This is a genomic window from Streptomyces sp. NPDC031265 (assembly GCF_055570295.1).
Genome location: NZ_JBVIHM010000001.1, coordinates 884394 through 902930, shown reverse-complemented (window position 1 = coordinate 902930; position 18537 = coordinate 884394). Strand labels below are relative to the sequence as shown.

Below are 18537 nucleotides of genomic sequence, written 5' to 3'. Positions count from 1 at the left end.
CCCCCCCCCCCCCCCCCCCCCCCCCCCCCCCCCCCCCCCCCCCCCCCCCCCCCCCCCCCCCCCCCCCCCCCCCCCCCCCCCCCCCCCCCCCGCCGACCCCCGTACGGCGGCTACTCGCTCGCGATAGCTCCGAGCACGTTCATTCGGCCCGCCCGGAAGGCCGGGACCAGGGCGGCGAACAGACCCACGAACGCCGAACCGATGAAGACCGTGATGATCGTCGGCCACGGGATGTCCAGGACGCCCAGGCCCTCCATGGCCAGCAGCTTCTGCGCGGTCGTCCCCCAGCCCATGCCGAGGCCCAGGCCGAGCAGGGCGCCGAACAGGGCGATCACCACCGACTCCAGACGGATCATCCGGCGCAGCTGGCGGCGCGAGAGGCCGATGGCGCGCATCAGGCCGATCTCCCGGGTCCGCTCGACCACCGACAGGGCGAGGGTGTTCACCACACCGAGCACCGCGACGATGATCGCGAGGGCCAGCAGGCCGTACACGATGTTCAGGAGCTGGCCGATCTGGTCCTTCAGGTCCTTCTTGAAGTCCGTCTGGTCCTGCACCTTGTACTGCGGGTACGGCTTCAGGGCCGCCTTCAGCGAGGCGTACGCCTCCTTGGCCTTGCCGTCCTCCGCCTTGGCGAACATGATCATGTTCTTCGGCATCCGGTCGGCGGGCACATAGCGCTCGGCGGTGGCGACGTTGGTGTACTTCGCGCCCTTGTCGACATTGGTGTCGTCCGAGGTGATCGCCGCGACCTTGAGGTGGGCCGTGCGGCCGTCCTTGAAGGCGACGGTCAGGACGGAGCCCACCTTGACGTTGTGGTCCGTGGCGAACTTGTCGCCGACCGACATGGCGTCCTTGCCGTACGCCTCCGACAGCTTGCCCGAGACCGTCTCGCGCCGCAGGTCCTCGGCGTAGGTCGGGCTGGCCGCGGCGAGATCCTCACTGCTGGTCTTCCCGTCCGGGGTGGTGATCTTCGCATCCACCTGCTTGTAGTCGGTGACGTGGGCGATGCCCGGCGTCCTGCGCAGGGCGTCGGCCGCCTGCGGGACGATCGGCTGGCCGTTGCCCGCCTGGACGATGAAGTCCGCGCCGACCGACTTGTCGAGCTCGGCGGTGGCCGAGGCGACCATCGAGGAGCCGACCACCGAGAGGCAGGCCACCAGGGCGAGCCCGATCATCAGGGCCGCGCCGGTCGCTCCCGTACGCCGCGGGTTGCGCAGCGCGTTGCGCTCGGCCATCCGGCCCACCGGGCCGAACATCCGCAGCACCAGGGCGCTGATCACCCGCACCACACCGCTCGCGAGCAGCGGGCCGATGACCACGAAGCCGATGAGCGTGAGCACCACGCCGAGGGCGAGGACGCCCGCGCCGGAGCTGGCCTTGTCGGCGTGGGCCGCCGCGTAGAGCGAGGCGGCGCCGGCGCCGGTCAGCACCAGGCCGATGACGGCCCGGACGATGCCCGCCTTGCCGTCCGCCGGCGTACCGGCGTCGCGGAGCGCGGCCATCGGGGAGATCTTTCCGGCCCGCCGGGCCGGGAGGTAGGCGGCGAGGACGGTGACCACGACGCCGAGCAGCATGCCGACCAGCGGCGTCGTCCACTTGACCGTCAGGTCGTCGGTGGACAGCTCCAGGCCCATCGAGCCCATGATCTTCATCAGGCCGACGGCCAGGCCGACGCCCGCGCCGACGCCGAGGACGGAGCCGAAGAAGCCGAGCAGCAGCGCCTCGACCAGGACCGAGCGGTTGACCTGCTTGCGGCTGGAGCCGATCGCCCGCATCAGACCGATCTCGCGGGTGCGCTGGGCGACCAGCATCGAGAAGGTGTTGATGATCAGGAAGATGCCGACGAGGAAGGCGATCCCGGCGAAGCCGAGCATCGCGTACTTCATCACGTCGAGGAAGGAGCCGACCGAGTCGCGGTTGGAGTCCTTGTTCTCGGCGGCCGTCTCCAGCTTGTACGTGCCGGCGCCGAGCTTGGCGGCGACGTTCTGCTTCAGCTGCTCGTCGCTGACGCCGTCGGCGGCGGTGAGCGAGACATTGGTGAACAGGCCGGTGCGGCCGAGCAGTTCGCGCTGGGCGGTGGCAGTGTCGAAGTAGACGATCGCCGCGCCCGGGTTGGTCACCTTGAAGGAGGCGATGCCGGTGATCTTCGCCTTGAAGTCACCGGTGACGGCGATGGTGCGCAGCTCGTCGCCGATCTTCAGGTCGTGCTTGTCGGCGGTGTCGGAGTCGACCATCATCTCGGTCGGCCCGCGCGGGGCGTGACCGGAGGTGATCTCCATCGCCTTGAGGTCGTTGCCCGTCCAGTTGGCCGCGATGGTGGGACCTCCGTTCGAGGACCCCATGTTCTCGTTCTCGGCGTTGACGACCGTGACGCTGGAGCTGGTGACGCCGCCCTCGGCGGACTTCACCCCGGCGGCGCCGCGCGCCTTCTCCAGGGCCGAGGCGGGCAGCGACTCGGGCGTGCCGGTCTGCGGCTGGTCGTCGGGCTTCGCGTTCTTCGGGGAGACGGTGACGTCGGCCGAGGTGGCGGCGAAGAGCTTGTCGAACGTGGTGTTCATGGTGTCGGTGAAGACGAGCGTGCCGCACACGAACGCCACCGACAGCAGGACCGCGACGGCCGAGAGGGCCATCCGCCCCTTGTGCGCGAAGAAGTTGCGCATCGAGGTCTTGAGCACGGTCACGAGGTCCGCCCCCGCGCGTCGAAGTCCTTCATGCGGTCGAGCACGGCGTCGGCGGTCGGGCGGAACATCTCGTCGACGATCCTGCCGTCCGCGAGGTAGAGCACCCGGTCCGCGTAGGAGGCGGCGACCGGGTCGTGGGTGACCATCACGATGGTCTGGCCCAGCTCGTCCACCGAGCGGCGCAGGAAGCCGAGGACCTCGGCGCCCGCGCGGGAGTCCAGGTTTCCGGTCGGCTCGTCACCGAAGATGATCTCGGGCCGGGCCGCGAGGGCGCGGGCCACCGCGACGCGCTGCTGCTGGCCGCCGGAGAGCTGGGTCGGGCGGTGCTTGAGCCGCCCGGCGAGCCCGACGGTCTCCACCACGCGGTCCAGCCACTCCCGGTCGGGCTTGCGGCCCGCGATGTCCATCGGGAGCGTGATGTTCTCCAGCGCGTTGAGCGTCGGCAGCAGGTTGAACGCCTGGAATATGAAGCCGATCCGGTCGCGGCGCAGCTGTGTGAGCTTCTTGTCCTTGAGGCCGGTGATCTCGGTGTCGTCCAGATAGATCTGGCCGCCCGAGACCGTGTCGAGCCCGGCCAGGCAGTGCATCAGCGTGGACTTGCCGGAGCCCGACGGGCCCATGATCGCGGTGAACTGCCCGCGGGCGATGTCCACATCGACGTGGTCGAGGGCCACGACGCGGGTCTCCCCCGACCCGTACGCCTTGACGACCTGGCGCGCCCGAGCCGCGACCGCCGTTTGCCCTCCAGTACCCCCGTGCCTGGGAATGGTCACAGCCGTTGTCACGGTTCTTCTCCTCGTTGCGAGTCAGTGCGTGTCGTGCGTACGTCTTGAGTCTGGCGATCGGGGGCCCCGGACACCCTGGTGCCCAGGGGTGTCTTGTTGCTGGGGCTAACCCCACCCTCCACCTGCGGCTCCCCGTAGCCGCTCGATGTAGGACCACGTTAAAGAACCGATCCCCCTCTTCTCGTCCTCCGCCAGGACGAACACCCCCTGCCCTGAAGTAGGGAGGAACCCGTAGGGGCTCTCCACCCCAGGGCGGAGTCCGAGCGCGAAGACCTCCACCCCACCGCTCTCTGTCGCCGCTCAGGGCAGGGATGACAGGGTGGAGCCCGGTCAACTACATGCCCTGTGAACCGATCTCTGGCGAGTACGCCGGTGAGCGCTCGGGGCGGATCCGGCGGCAGCACGGAGGCGCTACCCGGCGCGGCGCCCGGCGCCGTCCCCGCCCGGGGGCGCGGCCGGTCGTCGCGGCTCTGATGCTGGGCTGATCGCGCGGGTTTACCGCGGCCCCTTGTCGGCCCGGTGTTCGTCTGCGGACCGTCGGTGGCTGGTCGCGCCCCCGCGGCGGAGCCGCAGATGCCACAGGGGGGTTGCGGGGTGGCGCCGCTTCACCCCATCCCCACAGGGGCGCGGGGAACTGCGCGGCCAGCCACAGTCGGCCCGCAGCCGACACCTCAGGGCGCACCCCCACACAGTTACCTACGGTAACCAGCAGCCCGTACCGAAAAGTTCGCCCCAAGGGGTCCCCAGAGTGCATACCGACCGGTAAGTTCGCCGCCACCCACCAGCGCTTCCGGCCTCCCCGTCCCCCTCTGCAAGGAGCAGCCGATGCCGCACCACCGCCCCTCCCCCGGCATCCCCCAACTCCGCGCCGCCTACCGTCTGTTGCGGCGCGTCTCCACCCTCACCGCCCTCGGGTACTTCGTTCTCTTCCTCGTCCTCTCCGGGTACGCCCCCGGTTTCCTCGGCCGGCACATCGCCGGCGGCCTCACCGCCGGACTGCTGCTCGGGCTCTGCCAGTTGCCGGTGACGCTGGCCGCGATAGCCGTGTACGAGTGGACCGCCCAGCGGACCGTCGACCCGCTCGCCGCCGCCATCCGCCACCAGGCCGCGCAGCGCCCGCCGAACTCCCGGCGGTACACGGACGGAGCCGCCCGATGACCGGATTCGCCTCCGACGCCCGGGCCATGTCCCTGATCGCGTTCATCGCGGTGATCAGCGTGACGCTGCTGCTCTGTGTGATGACCGCGCCCGACCGCGACGACCTCGGCGAGTTCTACACCGGCTCCCGCTCGCTCTCCCCGCTGCGCAACGGCCTGGCCATCGCCGGGGACTACGTCTCGGCGGCCACCGTACTCAGTACGGTCGGAGTCATCGCGCTGACCGGGTACGACGGTCTCGTCCTCACCCTCAGCACCGCCCTCTCGCTGGTGCTGCTGATGTTCCTGCTGGCCGAACCACTGCGCAACGCGGGCAAGTTCACGATGGGCGACGCGTTCGCCCGGCGGGCGCCCGGCCCCGCCGTCCGGGTCACCGCGTGCCTGGTCACGCTCGCCGCGCTGCTGCCGCTGATGGTGGTCCAGCTGGCCGGCGCGGGCGACCTCATCGCGTTCGTCCTGGGCTTCGGCGCAGCGGAGTTCAAGACCGGCTGCATCGTGATGCTCGGCCTGCTGATGATCGGCTACGCGGCGATCGGCGGCATGAAGGGCACCGCCTTCATCCAGGCAGTGAAGACCGTCGTCCTCGCCCTCTCCTCGCTCGCCGTCGCGGCCCTGATCCTGCACCGGTACGGGTGGAGCCCCGGGCTGCTGCTCGGCGAGGCGGCCAAGGGCAGCGGCGCGGGCCCGGCGTACCTCTCCTCCGGGCTCCAGTTCGGCGGCGACTCGCTGGACATGATCAGCTCGGAGCTGACACTGGTGATCGGCGCGGCCTGTCTGCCGCACATCACCATGCGGATGTACAGCGCCCGCAGCGCCCGCGCGGTCCGGCGCTCGCTCTCCTGGGCGGTGTCGGCGGTCGTGGTGATCTCCCTCGCGCTGATCGTGATCGGTTTCGGCGCGGCGGCGGTGGTGGGACGCCGGGCCATCACCGAAGGAGACCCGCAGGGCAAGACGTCACTGCTGCTGACCAGCCAGGCGATCGTCGGGCCGCACGCCTCGACGCTGGGCACGCTGCTCTTCACCGCGGTCGCCACGGCGATCTTCATGACCCTGCTGGCCTCGATCTCCGGGATGACCCTGGCATGCGCGAACTCGCTCGCCCACGACCTGGTCGCCCACGGGCTGCGCGGCCGGGCCGGGGTGCGGGACGCCACCGAGACGAACACGGCCCGGGTGGCCGCGCTCGCCGTCGGGATCCCGGCGATCGCGCTGGCCACGGCGGCCCAGAACCACAACCTCCAGCCGCTGGTCACCCTCTCGTTCTGCCTGGGCGCGTCCGCGCTGGCCCCGGCCCTGATCCTCAGTCTGTTCTGGCGCCGCTACACCCGGGCGGGGCTGCTGTGCACGCTGATCGGCGGGACGGCGTTCACGGTCGTGGTGATGACGGGCACGAAGCTGGTGTCGGGCTCGCCCCAGTCCGTCTTCCCCACCCATGACTTCAACTGGTTCCCGTTCACCACGACGGGCATCGTCTCCATCCCGTTCGGCTTCGCGGCGGGCTGGCTGGGCACGTTCCTGAGCCGCCGCGACGTCTACGCCCAGCGGCAGCAGTACGAGGCGGTGGAGGGGTGGATCCTGGCGGGGGCGCGGCGGTGAGCCGCCCTCACCCCTCCGCCGGGGCCCGCCCCGTGAGCCCCGCCAGGCTGCTCCGTACATGCGCCATGTGCGCGACGGCCTCCTCCCGGGCCTCGGCGTGCTCCCGCAGCACCCGTTCCGTTTCGCGCCCGATCCGTTCGGCCCGCACCCGCGCCGCCGCGACCAGCTCCGCGCCCCGCGCCTCCGCGTCCTCCTGACCGTGGCGGGCGGATTCCTGGGCCTCGGCGCAGGCCCGCCCCGCCTCGGCCAGGGCCGCTTCGGCGTGCGCGGTCAGCTCGGCGTGGCGAGCGTCCGACTCGGCCTCCCGCGCGGCCACTTCGCGGTCGAGGGCCTCGCCGCGCCCGGTGTGCTCGTGCGCCTGCTCGGCCAGCGCGGCGCCGGTCCGCTCGCGCACCTCGCGCAGCGCGTCCGCCGCCTCCGCCCGCCGTTCGTGCGCCTCGGCGCGGGCCTCGTCGAGGTGTTCGTCGGCGGCCGTCCGTGCGGCGAGCAGCAGTTGCTGCGCCCGCGCCTCGGCGTCCGCGCGGACCGTCTCCGCGTACGCGCGGGCGCTTTCACGCGCGAGGCGCCCGGCCGTCTCCGCCGAGTCGCGCACGCCCGCCGCCTCCTCCTGGGCGCCTGCCCGTACGGCGTCGGCCTCCTCGACCGCGAGGGCGTACAGCGTCTGGGCCCGGCGGCCGAGCGACTCGTACGACTGCGGGCCGAGCGCCGCGACCCGGTCGTGCAGGGCGGCCGCCTCCACCTCCATCCGCTTGGCGAGGACGGTGAGCCGCGCCGCCCGCTCCCACGCGGCGTCGCGGTCCTCGCCGAGGACGGCCAGCCGGCGGTCGACCTGGTCCGTCCGGTAGCCCCGGCCGCCCCGCACGACGGCGAAGCCCTGGGGTGACTGCGGTGGTTCGGGCGCTGCACTCATCGTTGACGTCCTCCGACCTCTACGGCTTCTCCGGTCCTGCGGCCACATACTCCTGGATCGAAGCGAAGCGGTCATAACGCGACACTCCGCCCATCCGTGACGGCCAAGGATGCTGCAATGCCCATCAGAACCGAAAAAGCCGACGAGGCGCCCGCCGCGTGGGTGCGGCGAACGCCTCGTCGTATCAACGTACTTATGTGCCTACGTACTCAGAGCAGTCCGTCCCAGAACTGTTCGAGCAGCACCGACCACCAGCTCTCCGGCGAGGCCAGCGCCGCCGGGTCGAGCGCGGCGAGCTGGGCCTGGAAGTCGACCGTCCAGCGGCCCGCCTGCTCGGGGTTGAGCCCGTAGCGCAGCCGCCACATACGGCCGAGCAGCGCTATGCACCGTACGAACTCGGGGAGTCCGCTGTTCACGAACTGCGGCGGTACGGACTGGCCGCCCGGGCCCGCCTCCACCGGCACCGCGACGATGTTCGCGGTCCCGTACTGGACGCAGATCGCGCGGCCGAAGTCCGAACCCATCACCAGGTACGAACCCGCGTCCGGGGCGGGCTGCACCTGGCGCTGGGCGGCGAGTTCGGCGAGCGTCGGGACCGGCTGGCCGGGCACGGCCTGCGCCCAGAAGAACGGCCCGAAGTCGGCCGGGAGCCCCGCCCACACCAGCGTGACCGCGACGGCCTCGGGCACGCCCTGGCGGGACACCGCCCGCTGGTCGAAGCGGAAGACGCCCTGCGGGCCGAAGGCACCGGCGAGTTCGTGCGCGAGGCCCTCCGGGGGGAGCGGCGGCGCGGGCTGCACCTGCGGCAGCGGCGCGCGCACCGGCTGCGGCCTGGCCGGGCCGTCCGCGACCTGCGCCAGCTCGCCCTGGTGGGTGAGCAGGTGCTGGACGCCCTGGCGACGGGAGGCGTGGTCCGTGCCGTACGGCGCGACCGAGGTGATCCGCACCTGCGGCCAGGTCTCCCGGATCATCCGGGCGCAGTAGCCGCCGGGCAGCTCGCACGAGGCCAGTTCGGTGTGCAGCTCCAGGACGTGGTCCGGCGGCACGTTCATCCCGCGCAGCTCGTGGAAGATCTGCCACTCGGGGTGCGGGATGCCGGGCGCGGACCGCCGGATGAGCTGCTGCTCGGACCCGTCGGCGGCGCGGTACCGCAGCACGGCCTGGTACCCGGGCCCGACGGTCGGCAGACCGGTGGGCTGCTGGGGGTAGCCGTACGCGGGCGGCTGCGGGGGCTGGGGCGCGCCGGGTCCCATCTGGGCGGGCCCGGCGAGCATGGTGGCGGCGTGGTGCACACCACCGGGGCCGCCGGGCGCTCCGGGCACCCCGGGTGCGGCGGGCACGCCGGGCTGGCCGGGCTGGCCGGGAGCCCCGGGCGGACCAGGAGGCTGGGGCGCGCCGGGCCGCCCGCCGGGCCCGAGCCGGCTCGGGTCGGCGAGCATGGTCGCGGCGTAGTGCGCACCGCCACCACTGCTCCCGCCGGGAACGCCGGGCGGGCCGGGGGGCTGCGGGGCACCGGGCACACCGGGCACACCGGGAGGCCCGGGCGGCTGCGGCGCACGACCGGCACCGGGGGCGCCGGGCGGACCGGGAGGCGCGGGCGGCTGGGGTCCCCCGAGCTGGCTCGGGTCGGCCAGCATCGTCGCGGCATGGTGCACCCCGCCCCCGCCCGGAGGCGGCGGCGTGGGCGGCCCGGCGGGCTGCGGCCCGTCGGGCCCGAGCTGCGAAACCATCTGCGTGGGTACGTACGCGGGCGCCGGAGCCCCTCCCGGCCGAGCCCCGGGAACCCCGGGCTCCCCGGGCGGCGGAGGAGTGGTCCCCCGGGCCCCGCGCGGCGGAGCCGCCTTACTGGTGGCGGCATCGGCGATGTCGGCGGCGAAGGGGCGAGGACCCGCCGGGCCGACGGGTGCGCCGGGGCCGGGGGCCGCGCCGGGGGCACCAGGAACACCGGAACCTGCCGGGGCGCCAGGTGCACCGGGACCGCCGGGAGCGGCCGGGGTTCCGGGCAGACCATGACCACCGGCAGCGCCGGGACCGCCCGGCCCGACCGGCGCGCCCGGACCGCCAGGTGCACCGGGGCCGACCGGGGCGCCATGGCCCCCGGGACCGGCCGGGGCGCCGTGCGCACCCGGTACCCCGGGCCGGTCCGGCCCCGCTCCCGGCCCGCCCGGCGCCTGCGCCTGCGGGTCGAGGGCCGGGGCGATGGCCGTCGGGGGAAGCTGGCTGCCGCCATGGAGCAGGGCCGTCTTCGCCTCGGGCAGGGCCCTCGGCGGCGGGGTGTCGTCGGCGTCCGAGCCGGACAGCGGCGGGGCGAACACCGTCGCCGGAAGCGGTACGGAACCGGCGTCCGACCCGGCGTTCGTGTCCGTACCGGCCCACGGGGTCGCCCCCGACGGCACGTCGGCCGTCGGCGTCGGCCACGCGACACCGCCGGACGGCGCGGGCACCGGGGCGGGCGGGGGCGTCGCCCCGGGCCAGGCGGGGCCGGGCTGCGCGGGCGCGGGCGTCGGCGTCGGCGCGGCAGCAGCGGGTACGGCGGCCACCGGCTCCGGCGCGGGCGTCGCGCCCGGCCACCCGGGGCCGGGCTGCGCGGGCGCGGGCGTCGGCGTGGACGGCCCGGCCTCCCCGGCCGCAGCGGCGGCACCCGCACCCGGCGCCGGAGGCGCACCCGCACCCGTGTCTCCCGGTCGGCGGTCCGGGATGCCCATCCTGTCCGCCGCCTCCTGGAGCCACTCCGGGGGCGTCAGCAGGAACGACGTCTGGTTGAGGTCGATACGTTCGGGCGGGGGCGCGGGGACCGCGTCCTCGGGCTCGTCCGGCACGCCGTACTCCTCCTCGTACCGGCGGATGACCTCACCCACCGGCAGACCGGGCCACAGCGTGGCCTCTCCGCTGTCCCGGGCGATGACGAGCCGCTGCCGGCCGCCGTCCGACGACGGGCCCTCGGCGCGGTCCTCGGCCCACACCACGAAGCCCAGCTCGAACTCGCGCACCCGCACCTCGCGGTGCTGGTACGCGGGCACGTCCCCGTTGATCCACTCTTCCGCGCGCTCCTGCGCCTGGGCGAAGGTCACCATCACACTCACTCCCCCACCGGCACGGCGTGCGCGAAGCCGCCGTCCACCATCAGGTTCGCCACGGTCTCCAGCTCCGGCGGATCGCCCGCGAGCCGCTGGAGGAAGTCGTCGAAGTCCGTCCCGCAGGGCAGCAGCAGCCGCTCCACGCGCTCCTGCACGCTCCAGCCGTCCTGGTCGCGCGCGTCGTCGTACGCGCAGAACCAGACCGAGCCGATGGCGGAGCCCTTCACCTTGACGGCGAGGATGCCGCCCTGCACGAAGGCCACGGCCAGGTAGTCCTTGGTCAGATGGTCGCGCAGGCACTTGTTGATGTAGACGAGGTCGTTGACCGCCGCCTGGTCGCGCACCGTGAAGAACGGCTGGTCCACCAGGAGCCCCAGCTCCGCGTCGAGCGCCGCGCCCACCGGCGCGCAGCCGCCCGCCGCCTTCAGGAACGCCCGGTACGCACCCGGCAGCCGGTACCCCAAGTCCTCCTCCACGCCCAGGAGTTGGGACTCGGAGACCGAGACCAGGCCCTTGGGCAGGCCGAAGTGCGCCGGGCGCGTCTCCTGGAGCGGGCGGGTTCCGCGCTTGTCCTGGTCGACGTTGGTCGTCGCGAGACCGCCGTGGTGCCGCAGCAGCGCCTTCACCTCGACCGGGACCAGCTCCAGGCGGCGGGTGCCGGGCACGTGGTGCCAGGTCCAGCCGTGCGGGGTGGCGACGGCGGGGACGGTGTCCCACAGCTCGTGGCCGTCGGCGGCGAGGGCCGCGTTGGCCGACACGTAGTCGGTCAGCCGCAGCTCGTCCACGCCGAAGCCCTCCGGCGGCTCCGCGATCTCGGCGGCCGCGCGCGCGTACGCGGAGAAGTCCGGGTGTCCGTTCCCGTCCACCCGCACCCCTCTGGGATGGCGGGAGGCGCGGACCGGGTCCGGGAAGTTCACGACCTGTCCGGCATAGGCCGCGTTCGGTGGCGCGGCGTGCCCGAGCCGACCTGTCGTCATGGCGGATGCCCCCTGCGTGCGAGCTGCTGCGTCTGGCTGGTGAGGACCAGACTATGCGGTGGGGCAATACCGGGTCCCTGCCCCGCACCCGGCCCCCGCACCATCGTGACCAGGTGTCACAACCGGGTCACCGTGCGGCGATGGTGACGACACGGACGTAGTGACATCAGAGCCCCAGCTTCCGTACCACTGGGCACATTTGGCAGTCTGTTCCCGCAACGGGGCGTTAACGGGGGCGTTGACACCGGCTTGCGGACAGTGCCGGCAACGGGAGGGACAGCGAGCACCATGCACGGAACGACCGACATATCGGGTACGGCGGCCGACGCCTCCCGGGCGGGGGACCCCCGGTCCGGGTCCGCGGGGGCAGGGGACCCGCGCACCGGTGACCCGCGTCTGCAGTGGAGCACCACGGTCACCTCCGCGCCCGTCCTGCTGTACCGCCGCGACGGCATCCTCCCGGCCGTGGCCGCCGCGCTCTCGGTCCGGGGCGAGACGCTGACCTGCACCGCGGGCAAGGGCGACCAGCCGCCGGTGCTCCACCCGCTCGTACAGGACTTCCACGACACCCTCACCAGCGGCCAGCGCGAGCGGTTCACCGGGCGCTGCCCGGAGGCGATCCTGCTCTCGCGCCAGCTCGCCTCCCTGGAGTCGGCCCGCGCGGGCAAGTCGCGCAGGTCCGGACGCAAGCCCCTGACCCACGGCGAGGCCCGCCGCGCGCTCAAGCACGCCAAGGTGACGGCCCGCCGCATCCGCGAGGACGGCGACCCGCTGCACGGCAGCTACGCGCCGCCCTGCCGTTCCTGCACCGCGCTCCTCGCCCACTTCGGCGTGCGCGCCGTCGACCCCGCCGCCGAGAAGGGCTGAACCGAAGCCGATGCCGGACGTGTCCACCACCCGCTTCCCCGTCCCCGTCGACGCCGCGCTGCGCGCCGCCGGATGGCACCCCGGCCGCTGGGACATCAGACAGGCCGAGGCCTGGGCCGACGTGCTGCGCTCGCACGCCTCGCCCGCCGGGCACCGGCACACCGTGTTCCCGGCGGCCGTGGAGGCGTGGGCCGAGTTCGGCGGCCTGCGGCTGACCGCGCCGGGCCCCGGCCGCCACAACGCTCCCGCGACCATCCGCTTCGACCCGGTGGCGGGCCTGCACCTGGCCCGTACGTTCGCGGAACTCGGCCGCGCCCTGGAAACCGAGCTGGCGCCACTGGGCGAGGAGGGCGACCAGCAGGCGGTCCTCGCCATCGACACCGAGGGCCGCGTCTACAGCATCGACCACACGGGCGACTGGTACCTGGGCCCGGACCTGGACCTGGCCCTGAACACGTTGGTGACGGGGGTGCAGCCGATCCGGCTGACGTCGCCTCGCTGACCCCTGAAGCGCTTCGGCCGCGGGCCGGCGGGGGCCGATCCGTCTGAAGCGCTTCGTCCGCGGGTCGTGGTGGGCTGGTCGCGCAGTTCCCCGCGCCCCTCTTTGGCCCGGTGTTCGCCTGCGGGCCGGTGGGGGCTGAGCGCGCAGCTCCCCGCGCCCCTAGGGGGTTGCACCTCAGCGGGGGTGCGACTTCTGCGGGGCTGGTCCGCCTGACTTCGCCTCGCTGAGCAACCACGCCCCCCTCAGGGCCGCGGGGAACTGCGCGACCGGCCCACGACGGCCCGCAGACGGAAACGAAGCCGCATTCCTACGGCGCCACCCGGTCCGGCAGCACCGCCGACACCCGCCAACCCCCCGCATCGGTGACCCCGGAAACGAAGACGCCCCCCAGGGCAAGGACGCGCTCGCGCATCCCGACCAGCCCATTGCCCCCACTGGGAAGCCCGGCATCGGGACTGGCCCCATCCGCGGGCCCGTTCTCGACCTGCATCGCGACCTCGTCGTCCCGATGAGCGAGCCGGACCCTCACCTTCGCCCCCGCCGCGTGCTTGTGCACATTCGTGAGCGCCTCCTGCACCACCCGGTACGCGGTCTGCTCCACCAGCGCGTCGTAGACCCGCACCGCGCCGTGGACCGTCATCTCGACCACCATCCCCGCCTCCCGGGACTGGCCGACCAGCGCCTCGATGTCGGCCAGGCAGGGCCCCTCCTCGGCGGCGGCAGCGGCGGCCGCGGCGGCGGCGCCCACGGCCGCGAGCGGGACCGGGGCCACAGCCTCGGCCCGCGCCGCCTCCCCCCCGGTCCGCAGCACACCCAGCATCTCGCGCAGCTCGGTCAGCGCCTGGCGGCCCATGTCGCCCACCAGCACCGCGTTCTTGACGGCCTTCTCCGGATCCTTGCGGGCCACCGCCTGGAGCGCGGCGGCGTGCACCACCATCAGGGACACCCGGTGGGCGACCACGTCGTGCATCTCGCGGGCGATCCGGGTGCGTTCCTCGGTACGGGCCCACTCGGCGCGCTCCTCCGCGCGGTCCGCGAGCAGCGAGAGCTCCCGCTCCAGCGAGTCGGCGCGCTCGCGCAGGGACTCCATCAGCCGCCGCCGGGCCCCTATATAGAGCCCCAGGAGCAGCGGCGGGGCGGTCAGGCCGAGCGCCATCACGCCCGAGAAGAGCGGGACCAGCCAGCGCCCGCCGTTGAAGGCGCCGTCGTCGACGCTCTGGTTCATCCGTACGAAAGTGACGATGAACGTGCCCGCCAGACACATTCCGGCCAGCGCGGCGGTGATGCGGCGCGGCACCTCGGAGGCGGCCAGCGTGTAGAGCCCGACGATGCCGAGCAGGAAGCCCATGTTGGCCGGGGTCACGGCGATCGACACCAGCACGACCGCGACCGGCCAGCGCCGCCGCGCGGCCAGGGTCACGCCTGCGGCCAGGCCGAACAGCACCCCGGCCGGTACGGGGACCCCCGCGTCCCCGGCGAACTTCACACCTTCCAGTGCGCACTCGAACGCGGAGGCCAGCCCCAGTCCGATGTCCAGGGCGGCACTGCGCCGCCGTTCCCACCACCACCAGCCGCGGGAGGTCGTCCCCGCGGAGTCGTGGTCTGCCCCCGTTGCGGTCATGCCATCCAGCCTACGGGCGCCCGCCAGCGATTTTCCGGCGACTTCGGCCGTCCTCGCGGCGATCACGGTGATCGGCACCGTCGCACGGAAGGGGCTCGGTACGGCATAGTGTGGGGTGCCGATCCGGTGACCTGACGCAATGTCCGGTCGAACCGGTTTCCATCCCCCGTGGTGTAATTGGCAGCACTGAGGCTTTTGGTGCCTTATGTCCGGGTTCGAGTCCTGGCGGGGGAGCCAGCGCAGTTCGGGTCCTGACCACAACGGTCGGGACCCGGTTGTTTTTCCCCGCCGCTCCCCTCTGTTCTCCTCCCGCCGCCCCTCCCGGCATTTCGGCCCCGAAACCCCCCGGTATCCTGCGGATGTCCACCACACAAAGCCGAAGGGCATTCCCGTGAGCGCCAATCCCCCGGCAGCCGTCGTCGTCCTCGCCGCGGGTGAGGGCACCCGTATGAAGTCGGCCACCCCCAAGGTCCTGCACGAGATCTGCGGGCGCTCGCTCGTCGGCCACGTCGTGGCGGCCGCCCGCGAGCTCGACCCCGAGCACCTCGTCGTGGTCGTCGGCCACGCCCGCGAGCAGGTCGGTGCCCACCTCGGCGCGATCGACGCCTCGGTGCGCACCGCCGTCCAGTACGAGCAGAACGGCACCGGCCACGCGGTCCGGATGGCCCTCGAAGAGCTCGGCCAGACGATCGAGGGCACCGTGGTCGTGGTCTGCGGCGACACCCCGCTGCTCACCGGCGCCACGCTGGCCGCCCTGACCCGTACGCACGAGCAGGACGGCAACGCCGTCACCGTGCTCACCGCCGAGGTCCCCGACTCGACCGGCTACGGCCGGATCGTGCGGGACGGCAAGTCCGGCGCGGTCACCGCGATCGTCGAGCACAAGGACGCCACCGACGCCCAGCGCGCCATCAAGGAGATCAACTCCGGCGTCTTCGCCTTCGACGGCGCCCTGCTCGCGGACGCGCTCGGCAAGGTCCGCACGGACAACAGCCAGGGCGAGGAGTACCTGACCGACGTCCTCGGCATCCTGCGCGAGGCCGGGCACCGCGTCGGCGCCTCGGTCGGCGGCGACCACCGCGAGATCCTCGGCATCAACAACCGCGTCCAGCTCGCGGAGGCCCGCCGGCTGCTCAACGACCGCCTCCTTGAGCGCGCGATGCTCGCGGGCGTGACCGTAGTCGACCCGGCCACCACCTTCGTCGACGTCACCGTCACCTTCGAGCAGGACTCGCTGGTCCACCCGGGCACCCAGCTGCTCGGCGGCACGCACCTGGGCCGCGGCGCCGAGGTCGGCCCCAACTCCCGTCTGACCGACACCAAGGTGGGCCCGGACGCGCGCGTGGACAACACCGTGGCGTACGACTCCGAGGTCGGCGAGGGCGCGTCGGTGGGCCCGTACGCCTATCTGCGTCCGGGCACCCGCCTCGGCGTGAAGGCCAAGATCGGCACGTACGTCGAGACCAAGAACGCGACGATCGGCGAGGGCACCAAGGTCCCGCACCTGTCGTACGTGGGTGACGCCACCATCGGCGAGTTCACGAACATCGGCGCCGCGAGCGTCTTCGTGAACTACGACGGCGAGGCCAAGCACCACACCACGATCGGCTCGCACTGCAAGACGGGCTCGGACAACATGTTTGTTGCTCCCGTCACAGTGGGGGACGGCGCCTACACCGCGGCCGGGTCCGTCATCACCAAGGACGTCCCCGCCGGTTCGCTCGCCGTCGCCCGGGGCCAGCAGCGGAATATCGAGGGCTGGGTGGCCCGCAAGCGGCCGGGCAGCGCGGCCGCGCAGGCGGCTGCGGCCGCCCCCGAAGAGGCTGTTGGCGAAAACTGACCGGAAACATCTGCGCCTGTCACGGCGTACCGTGATAGGCGCACACGATTCGGCTGGCTCGTCGCCAAGGGACCGCGCGGGCTCAGCAGCAGAAGACACCTCTGAGGAGACAGTGCTGTGACCGGGATCAAGACGACCGGCGAGAAGAAGCTGATGCTCTTCTCCGGCCGCGCCCACCCCGAGCTGGCCGAGGAGGTCGCGCACCAGCTGGGTGTCGGCCTCGTGCCGACGAAGGCCTTCGACTTCGCCAACGGTGAGATCTACGTCCGCTTCCAGGAGTCGGCGCGCGGCGCCGACTGCTTCCTGATCCAGAGCCACACGGCTCCGATCAACAAGTGGATCATGGAGCAGCTGATCATGATCGACGCGCTGAAGCGCGCGTCGGCCCGCTCCATCACCGTGATCGTGCCGTCCTACGGGTACGCCCGCCAGGACAAGAAGCACAAGGGCCGCGAGCCGATCTCGGCGCGGCTGGTCGCGGACCTGCTGAAGACCGCGGGTGCCGACCGGATCCTCACGGTCGACCTGCACACCGACCAGATCCAGGGCTTCTTCGACGGCCCGGTCGACCACCTCACCGCCCTGCCGGTCCTCGCGGACTACGTGGGCGCCAAGGTCGACCGCTCCAAGCTGACGATCGTCTCCCCGGACGCCGGCCGTGTGCGCGTCGCCGACCGCTGGTGCGACCGTCTGGACGCGCCGCTGGCGATCGTCCACAAGCGCCGCGACAAGGACGTCGCCAACCAGGTGACCGTCCACGAGGTCGTCGGTGACGTCAAGGGCCGCGTCTGCGTCCTGGTCGACGACATGATCGACACCGGTGGCACCATCTGCGCCGCCGCCGACGCCCTGTTCGCGCACGGCGCCGAGGACGTCATCGTGACGGCCACGCACGGCATCCTGTCCGGCCCCGCCGCCGACCGCCTGAAGAACTCCAAGGTCAGCGAGTTCGTCTTCACGAACACCCTGCCGGACCCGTCCGACCTGGAGCTCGAGAAGATCACGGTCCTGTCGATCGCCCCGTCGATCGCCCGCGCGGTCCGCGAGGTCTTCGAGGACGGCTCGGTGACGAGCCTCTTCGAGGAGCAGTAGGCAGCACCGCTCCAGAAGATCCTTTTGGGTACGGCCTCCCCGCCGGGTAGACTCATCGAGTTGCTCGGCGAGGGAGGCCGTACCCATAGGTACGACGCTCCGTTATCGACGCGCTCTTCGTAGCAGGCCAGTCGTGGCCGGGTAACCCGCCATAGCTATCCATCTGCGTATACGAGGAGTGCACATGTCCGAGGTCAAGCTCGCCGCCGAGGTCCGTTCCGAGTTCGGCAAGGGCGCCGCCCGCAGCATCCGCCGCGCCAACAAGGTTCCGGCCGTCGTCTACGGCCACGGCACCGAGCCGGTCCACGTGACCCTCCCGGGCCACGAGCTGCAGCTCGCGCTCCGCACCCCGAACGTCCTGCTCTCCCTGGACGTCGACGGCAAGAGCGAGCTCGCGATCCCGAAGGCCGTCCAGCGCGACGCCATCAAGGGCCACCTGGTCCACGTCGACCTGCTGCTCGTCACGAAGGGCGAGAAGGTCACCGTCGAGGTCGTCGTCGAGACCGAGGGCGAGCTCGCCCCGGGCAGCTTCCTGGTCGAGAACGTGCTGAACACGCTCTCCGTCGAGGCCGAGGCCACCCACATCCCGACCTCCGTCACGGTCTCCATCGCGGGCCTGGAGGCCGGCGCCGCCATCCACGCCAAGGACGTCGCGCTGCCCAAGGGCACCACCCTGGTCACCGACCCCGAGGCCGTCGTCATCCAGATCCTGGCCGCCCAGGCCGAGGAGCCGGCCGCCGAGGCCGAGGGCACCGAGTCCGCCGAGGCCTGAGCCTGAGTGGGGGGCGCTCCGGCGCCCCCCGCACCCCCTCCCCCCTACTCCCCGCGGAGACAGACGCGCATGGACGCCCCCTGGCTGGTCGTGGGCCTCGGCAACCCCGGCCCCGAGTACGCCGCCAACCGGCACAACATCGGGTTCATGGTCGCGGACCTGCTCGCGCAGCGCATGGGCGCCAAGTTCAAGGCGCACAAGGCGCGGGCCCAGGTCGTCGAGGGCCGTATCGGCCCGGCCGGGCCGCTCAACCGCCGGGTGATCCTGGCGAAGCCCCTGTCGTACATGAATCTCTCCGGCGGGCCCGTCACCGCGCTGCGGGACTTCTACAAGGTCCCCACCGAGAACATCGTGGCCGTCCACGACGAGCTGGACATCGACTACGGAGTGCTCCGCCTGAAGCTCGGCGGCGGCGACAACGGCCACAACGGCCTCAAGTCGATGACCAAGTCGTTCGGCCCGGACTACCACCGCGTCCGCTTCGGCATCGGCCGCCCGCCGGGCCGTATGCAGGTCGCGGACTTCGTCCTGAAGGACTTCTCGTCGACCGAGCGCAAAGAGCTCGACTACTTCGTGGACCGCGCGGCCGACGCCGCCGAAGCGCTGGTCATCGAGGGTCTTGAGCGCGCCCAGTCGACCTACAACTCTTAACGCACC

At 72.7% G+C, this 18537-nt stretch carries 14 protein-coding genes and 1 tRNA gene; 9 read left to right on the top strand and 6 right to left on the bottom strand.

All coding sequences use genetic code 11. The features are described 5' to 3' along the window. Positions 1 to 110 precede the first annotated feature (110 nt). Both ACZ499_RS04200 and ACZ499_RS04195 read right to left on the bottom strand, forming a co-directional pair. Positions 111 to 2684 carry an ABC transporter permease gene (locus tag ACZ499_RS04200; protein WP_468672019.1) on the bottom strand — a complete coding sequence of 858 codons (2574 nt, stop codon included), beginning with the start codon at positions 2682 to 2684 and terminating at the stop codon, positions 111 to 113. Continuing rightward, positions 2681 to 3469: an ABC transporter ATP-binding protein gene (locus tag ACZ499_RS04195; RefSeq protein WP_371653150.1), complete on the bottom strand. Its 789-nt coding sequence runs from the start codon at positions 3467 to 3469 to the stop codon at positions 2681 to 2683. The genes ACZ499_RS04200 and ACZ499_RS04195 overlap by 4 nt, the downstream gene beginning before the upstream one ends. A gap of 825 nt (positions 3470 to 4294) precedes the next feature. On the opposite strand from ACZ499_RS04195, the gene ACZ499_RS04190 reads away from it, so the two are divergent. Then, positions 4295 to 4627, top strand: a complete 333-nt coding sequence (locus ACZ499_RS04190; protein WP_468672015.1) for a DUF485 domain-containing protein — start codon at positions 4295 to 4297, stop codon at positions 4625 to 4627. Continuing rightward, entirely contained in the window at positions 4624 to 6222 is a 1599-nt protein-coding gene (locus ACZ499_RS04185) for a sodium/solute symporter (RefSeq protein WP_468672012.1), read from the top strand. Before ACZ499_RS04190 ends, ACZ499_RS04185 begins: the two co-directional genes overlap by 4 nt. A gap of 7 nt (positions 6223 to 6229) precedes the next feature. Here ACZ499_RS04185 and ACZ499_RS04180 read toward each other — a convergent pair whose 3' ends face one another. From ACZ499_RS04180 to ACZ499_RS04170, 3 genes are all read right to left on the bottom strand, one after another. Next, positions 6230 to 7132, bottom strand: a complete 903-nt coding sequence (locus tag ACZ499_RS04180; protein ID WP_468672009.1) for a cellulose-binding protein — start codon at positions 7130 to 7132, stop codon at positions 6230 to 6232. A 209-nt stretch (positions 7133 to 7341) separates the two neighbouring features. Continuing rightward, positions 7342 to 10206, bottom strand: coding sequence for an SUKH-4 family immunity protein (locus ACZ499_RS04175; RefSeq protein WP_468672006.1), 2865 nt, complete (start codon positions 10204 to 10206; stop codon positions 7342 to 7344). Positions 10207 to 10211: 5 nt separating this feature from the next. Beyond that, positions 10212 to 11186, bottom strand: coding sequence for an SMI1/KNR4 family protein (locus ACZ499_RS04170; protein ID WP_468672002.1), 975 nt, complete (start codon positions 11184 to 11186; stop codon positions 10212 to 10214). Between the two features lie 288 nt (positions 11187 to 11474). On the opposite strand from ACZ499_RS04170, the gene ACZ499_RS04165 reads away from it, so the two are divergent. Further along, positions 11475 to 12053, top strand: coding sequence for a YwqJ-related putative deaminase (locus tag ACZ499_RS04165; RefSeq protein WP_468672000.1), 579 nt, complete (start codon positions 11475 to 11477; stop codon positions 12051 to 12053). 10 nt (positions 12054 to 12063) lie between these two features. After that, the gene (locus ACZ499_RS04160; protein WP_468671998.1) at positions 12064 to 12555 is read left to right on the top strand and encodes an SUKH-3 domain-containing protein; all 492 of its coding nucleotides are present in this window, start codon (positions 12064 to 12066) and stop codon (positions 12553 to 12555) included. Between the two features lie 307 nt (positions 12556 to 12862). Here ACZ499_RS04160 and ACZ499_RS04155 read toward each other — a convergent pair whose 3' ends face one another. Continuing rightward, entirely contained in the window at positions 12863 to 14176 is a 1314-nt protein-coding gene (locus ACZ499_RS04155) for a sensor histidine kinase (protein ID WP_468671995.1), read from the bottom strand. A 162-nt stretch (positions 14177 to 14338) separates the two neighbouring features. Between ACZ499_RS04155 and ACZ499_RS04150 the strand changes: the two genes are divergently transcribed. From ACZ499_RS04150 to pth, 5 genes are all read left to right on the top strand, one after another. Further along, positions 14339 to 14413, top strand: a tRNA-Gln gene (locus tag ACZ499_RS04150). A gap of 154 nt (positions 14414 to 14567) precedes the next feature. Beyond that, positions 14568 to 16016 carry a bifunctional UDP-N-acetylglucosamine diphosphorylase/glucosamine-1-phosphate N-acetyltransferase GlmU gene (gene glmU, locus ACZ499_RS04145; RefSeq protein ID WP_468671991.1) on the top strand — a complete coding sequence of 483 codons (1449 nt, stop codon included), beginning with the start codon at positions 14568 to 14570 and terminating at the stop codon, positions 16014 to 16016. Positions 16017 to 16133: 117 nt separating this feature from the next. Then, a complete protein-coding gene (locus tag ACZ499_RS04140; RefSeq protein ID WP_385547603.1) occupies positions 16134 to 17108 on the top strand; it encodes a ribose-phosphate diphosphokinase in 975 nt (324 codons plus the stop codon). Between the two features lie 184 nt (positions 17109 to 17292). Further along, complete coding sequence (locus ACZ499_RS04135) at positions 17293 to 17880, top strand: 50S ribosomal protein L25/general stress protein Ctc (RefSeq protein ID WP_385824742.1); 588 nt, start codon at positions 17293 to 17295, stop codon at positions 17878 to 17880. Positions 17881 to 17949: 69 nt separating this feature from the next. Beyond that, positions 17950 to 18531, top strand: a complete 582-nt coding sequence (gene pth, locus ACZ499_RS04130) for an aminoacyl-tRNA hydrolase (protein WP_468409955.1) — start codon at positions 17950 to 17952, stop codon at positions 18529 to 18531. The last annotated feature ends 6 nt before the right edge of the window (positions 18532 to 18537 follow it).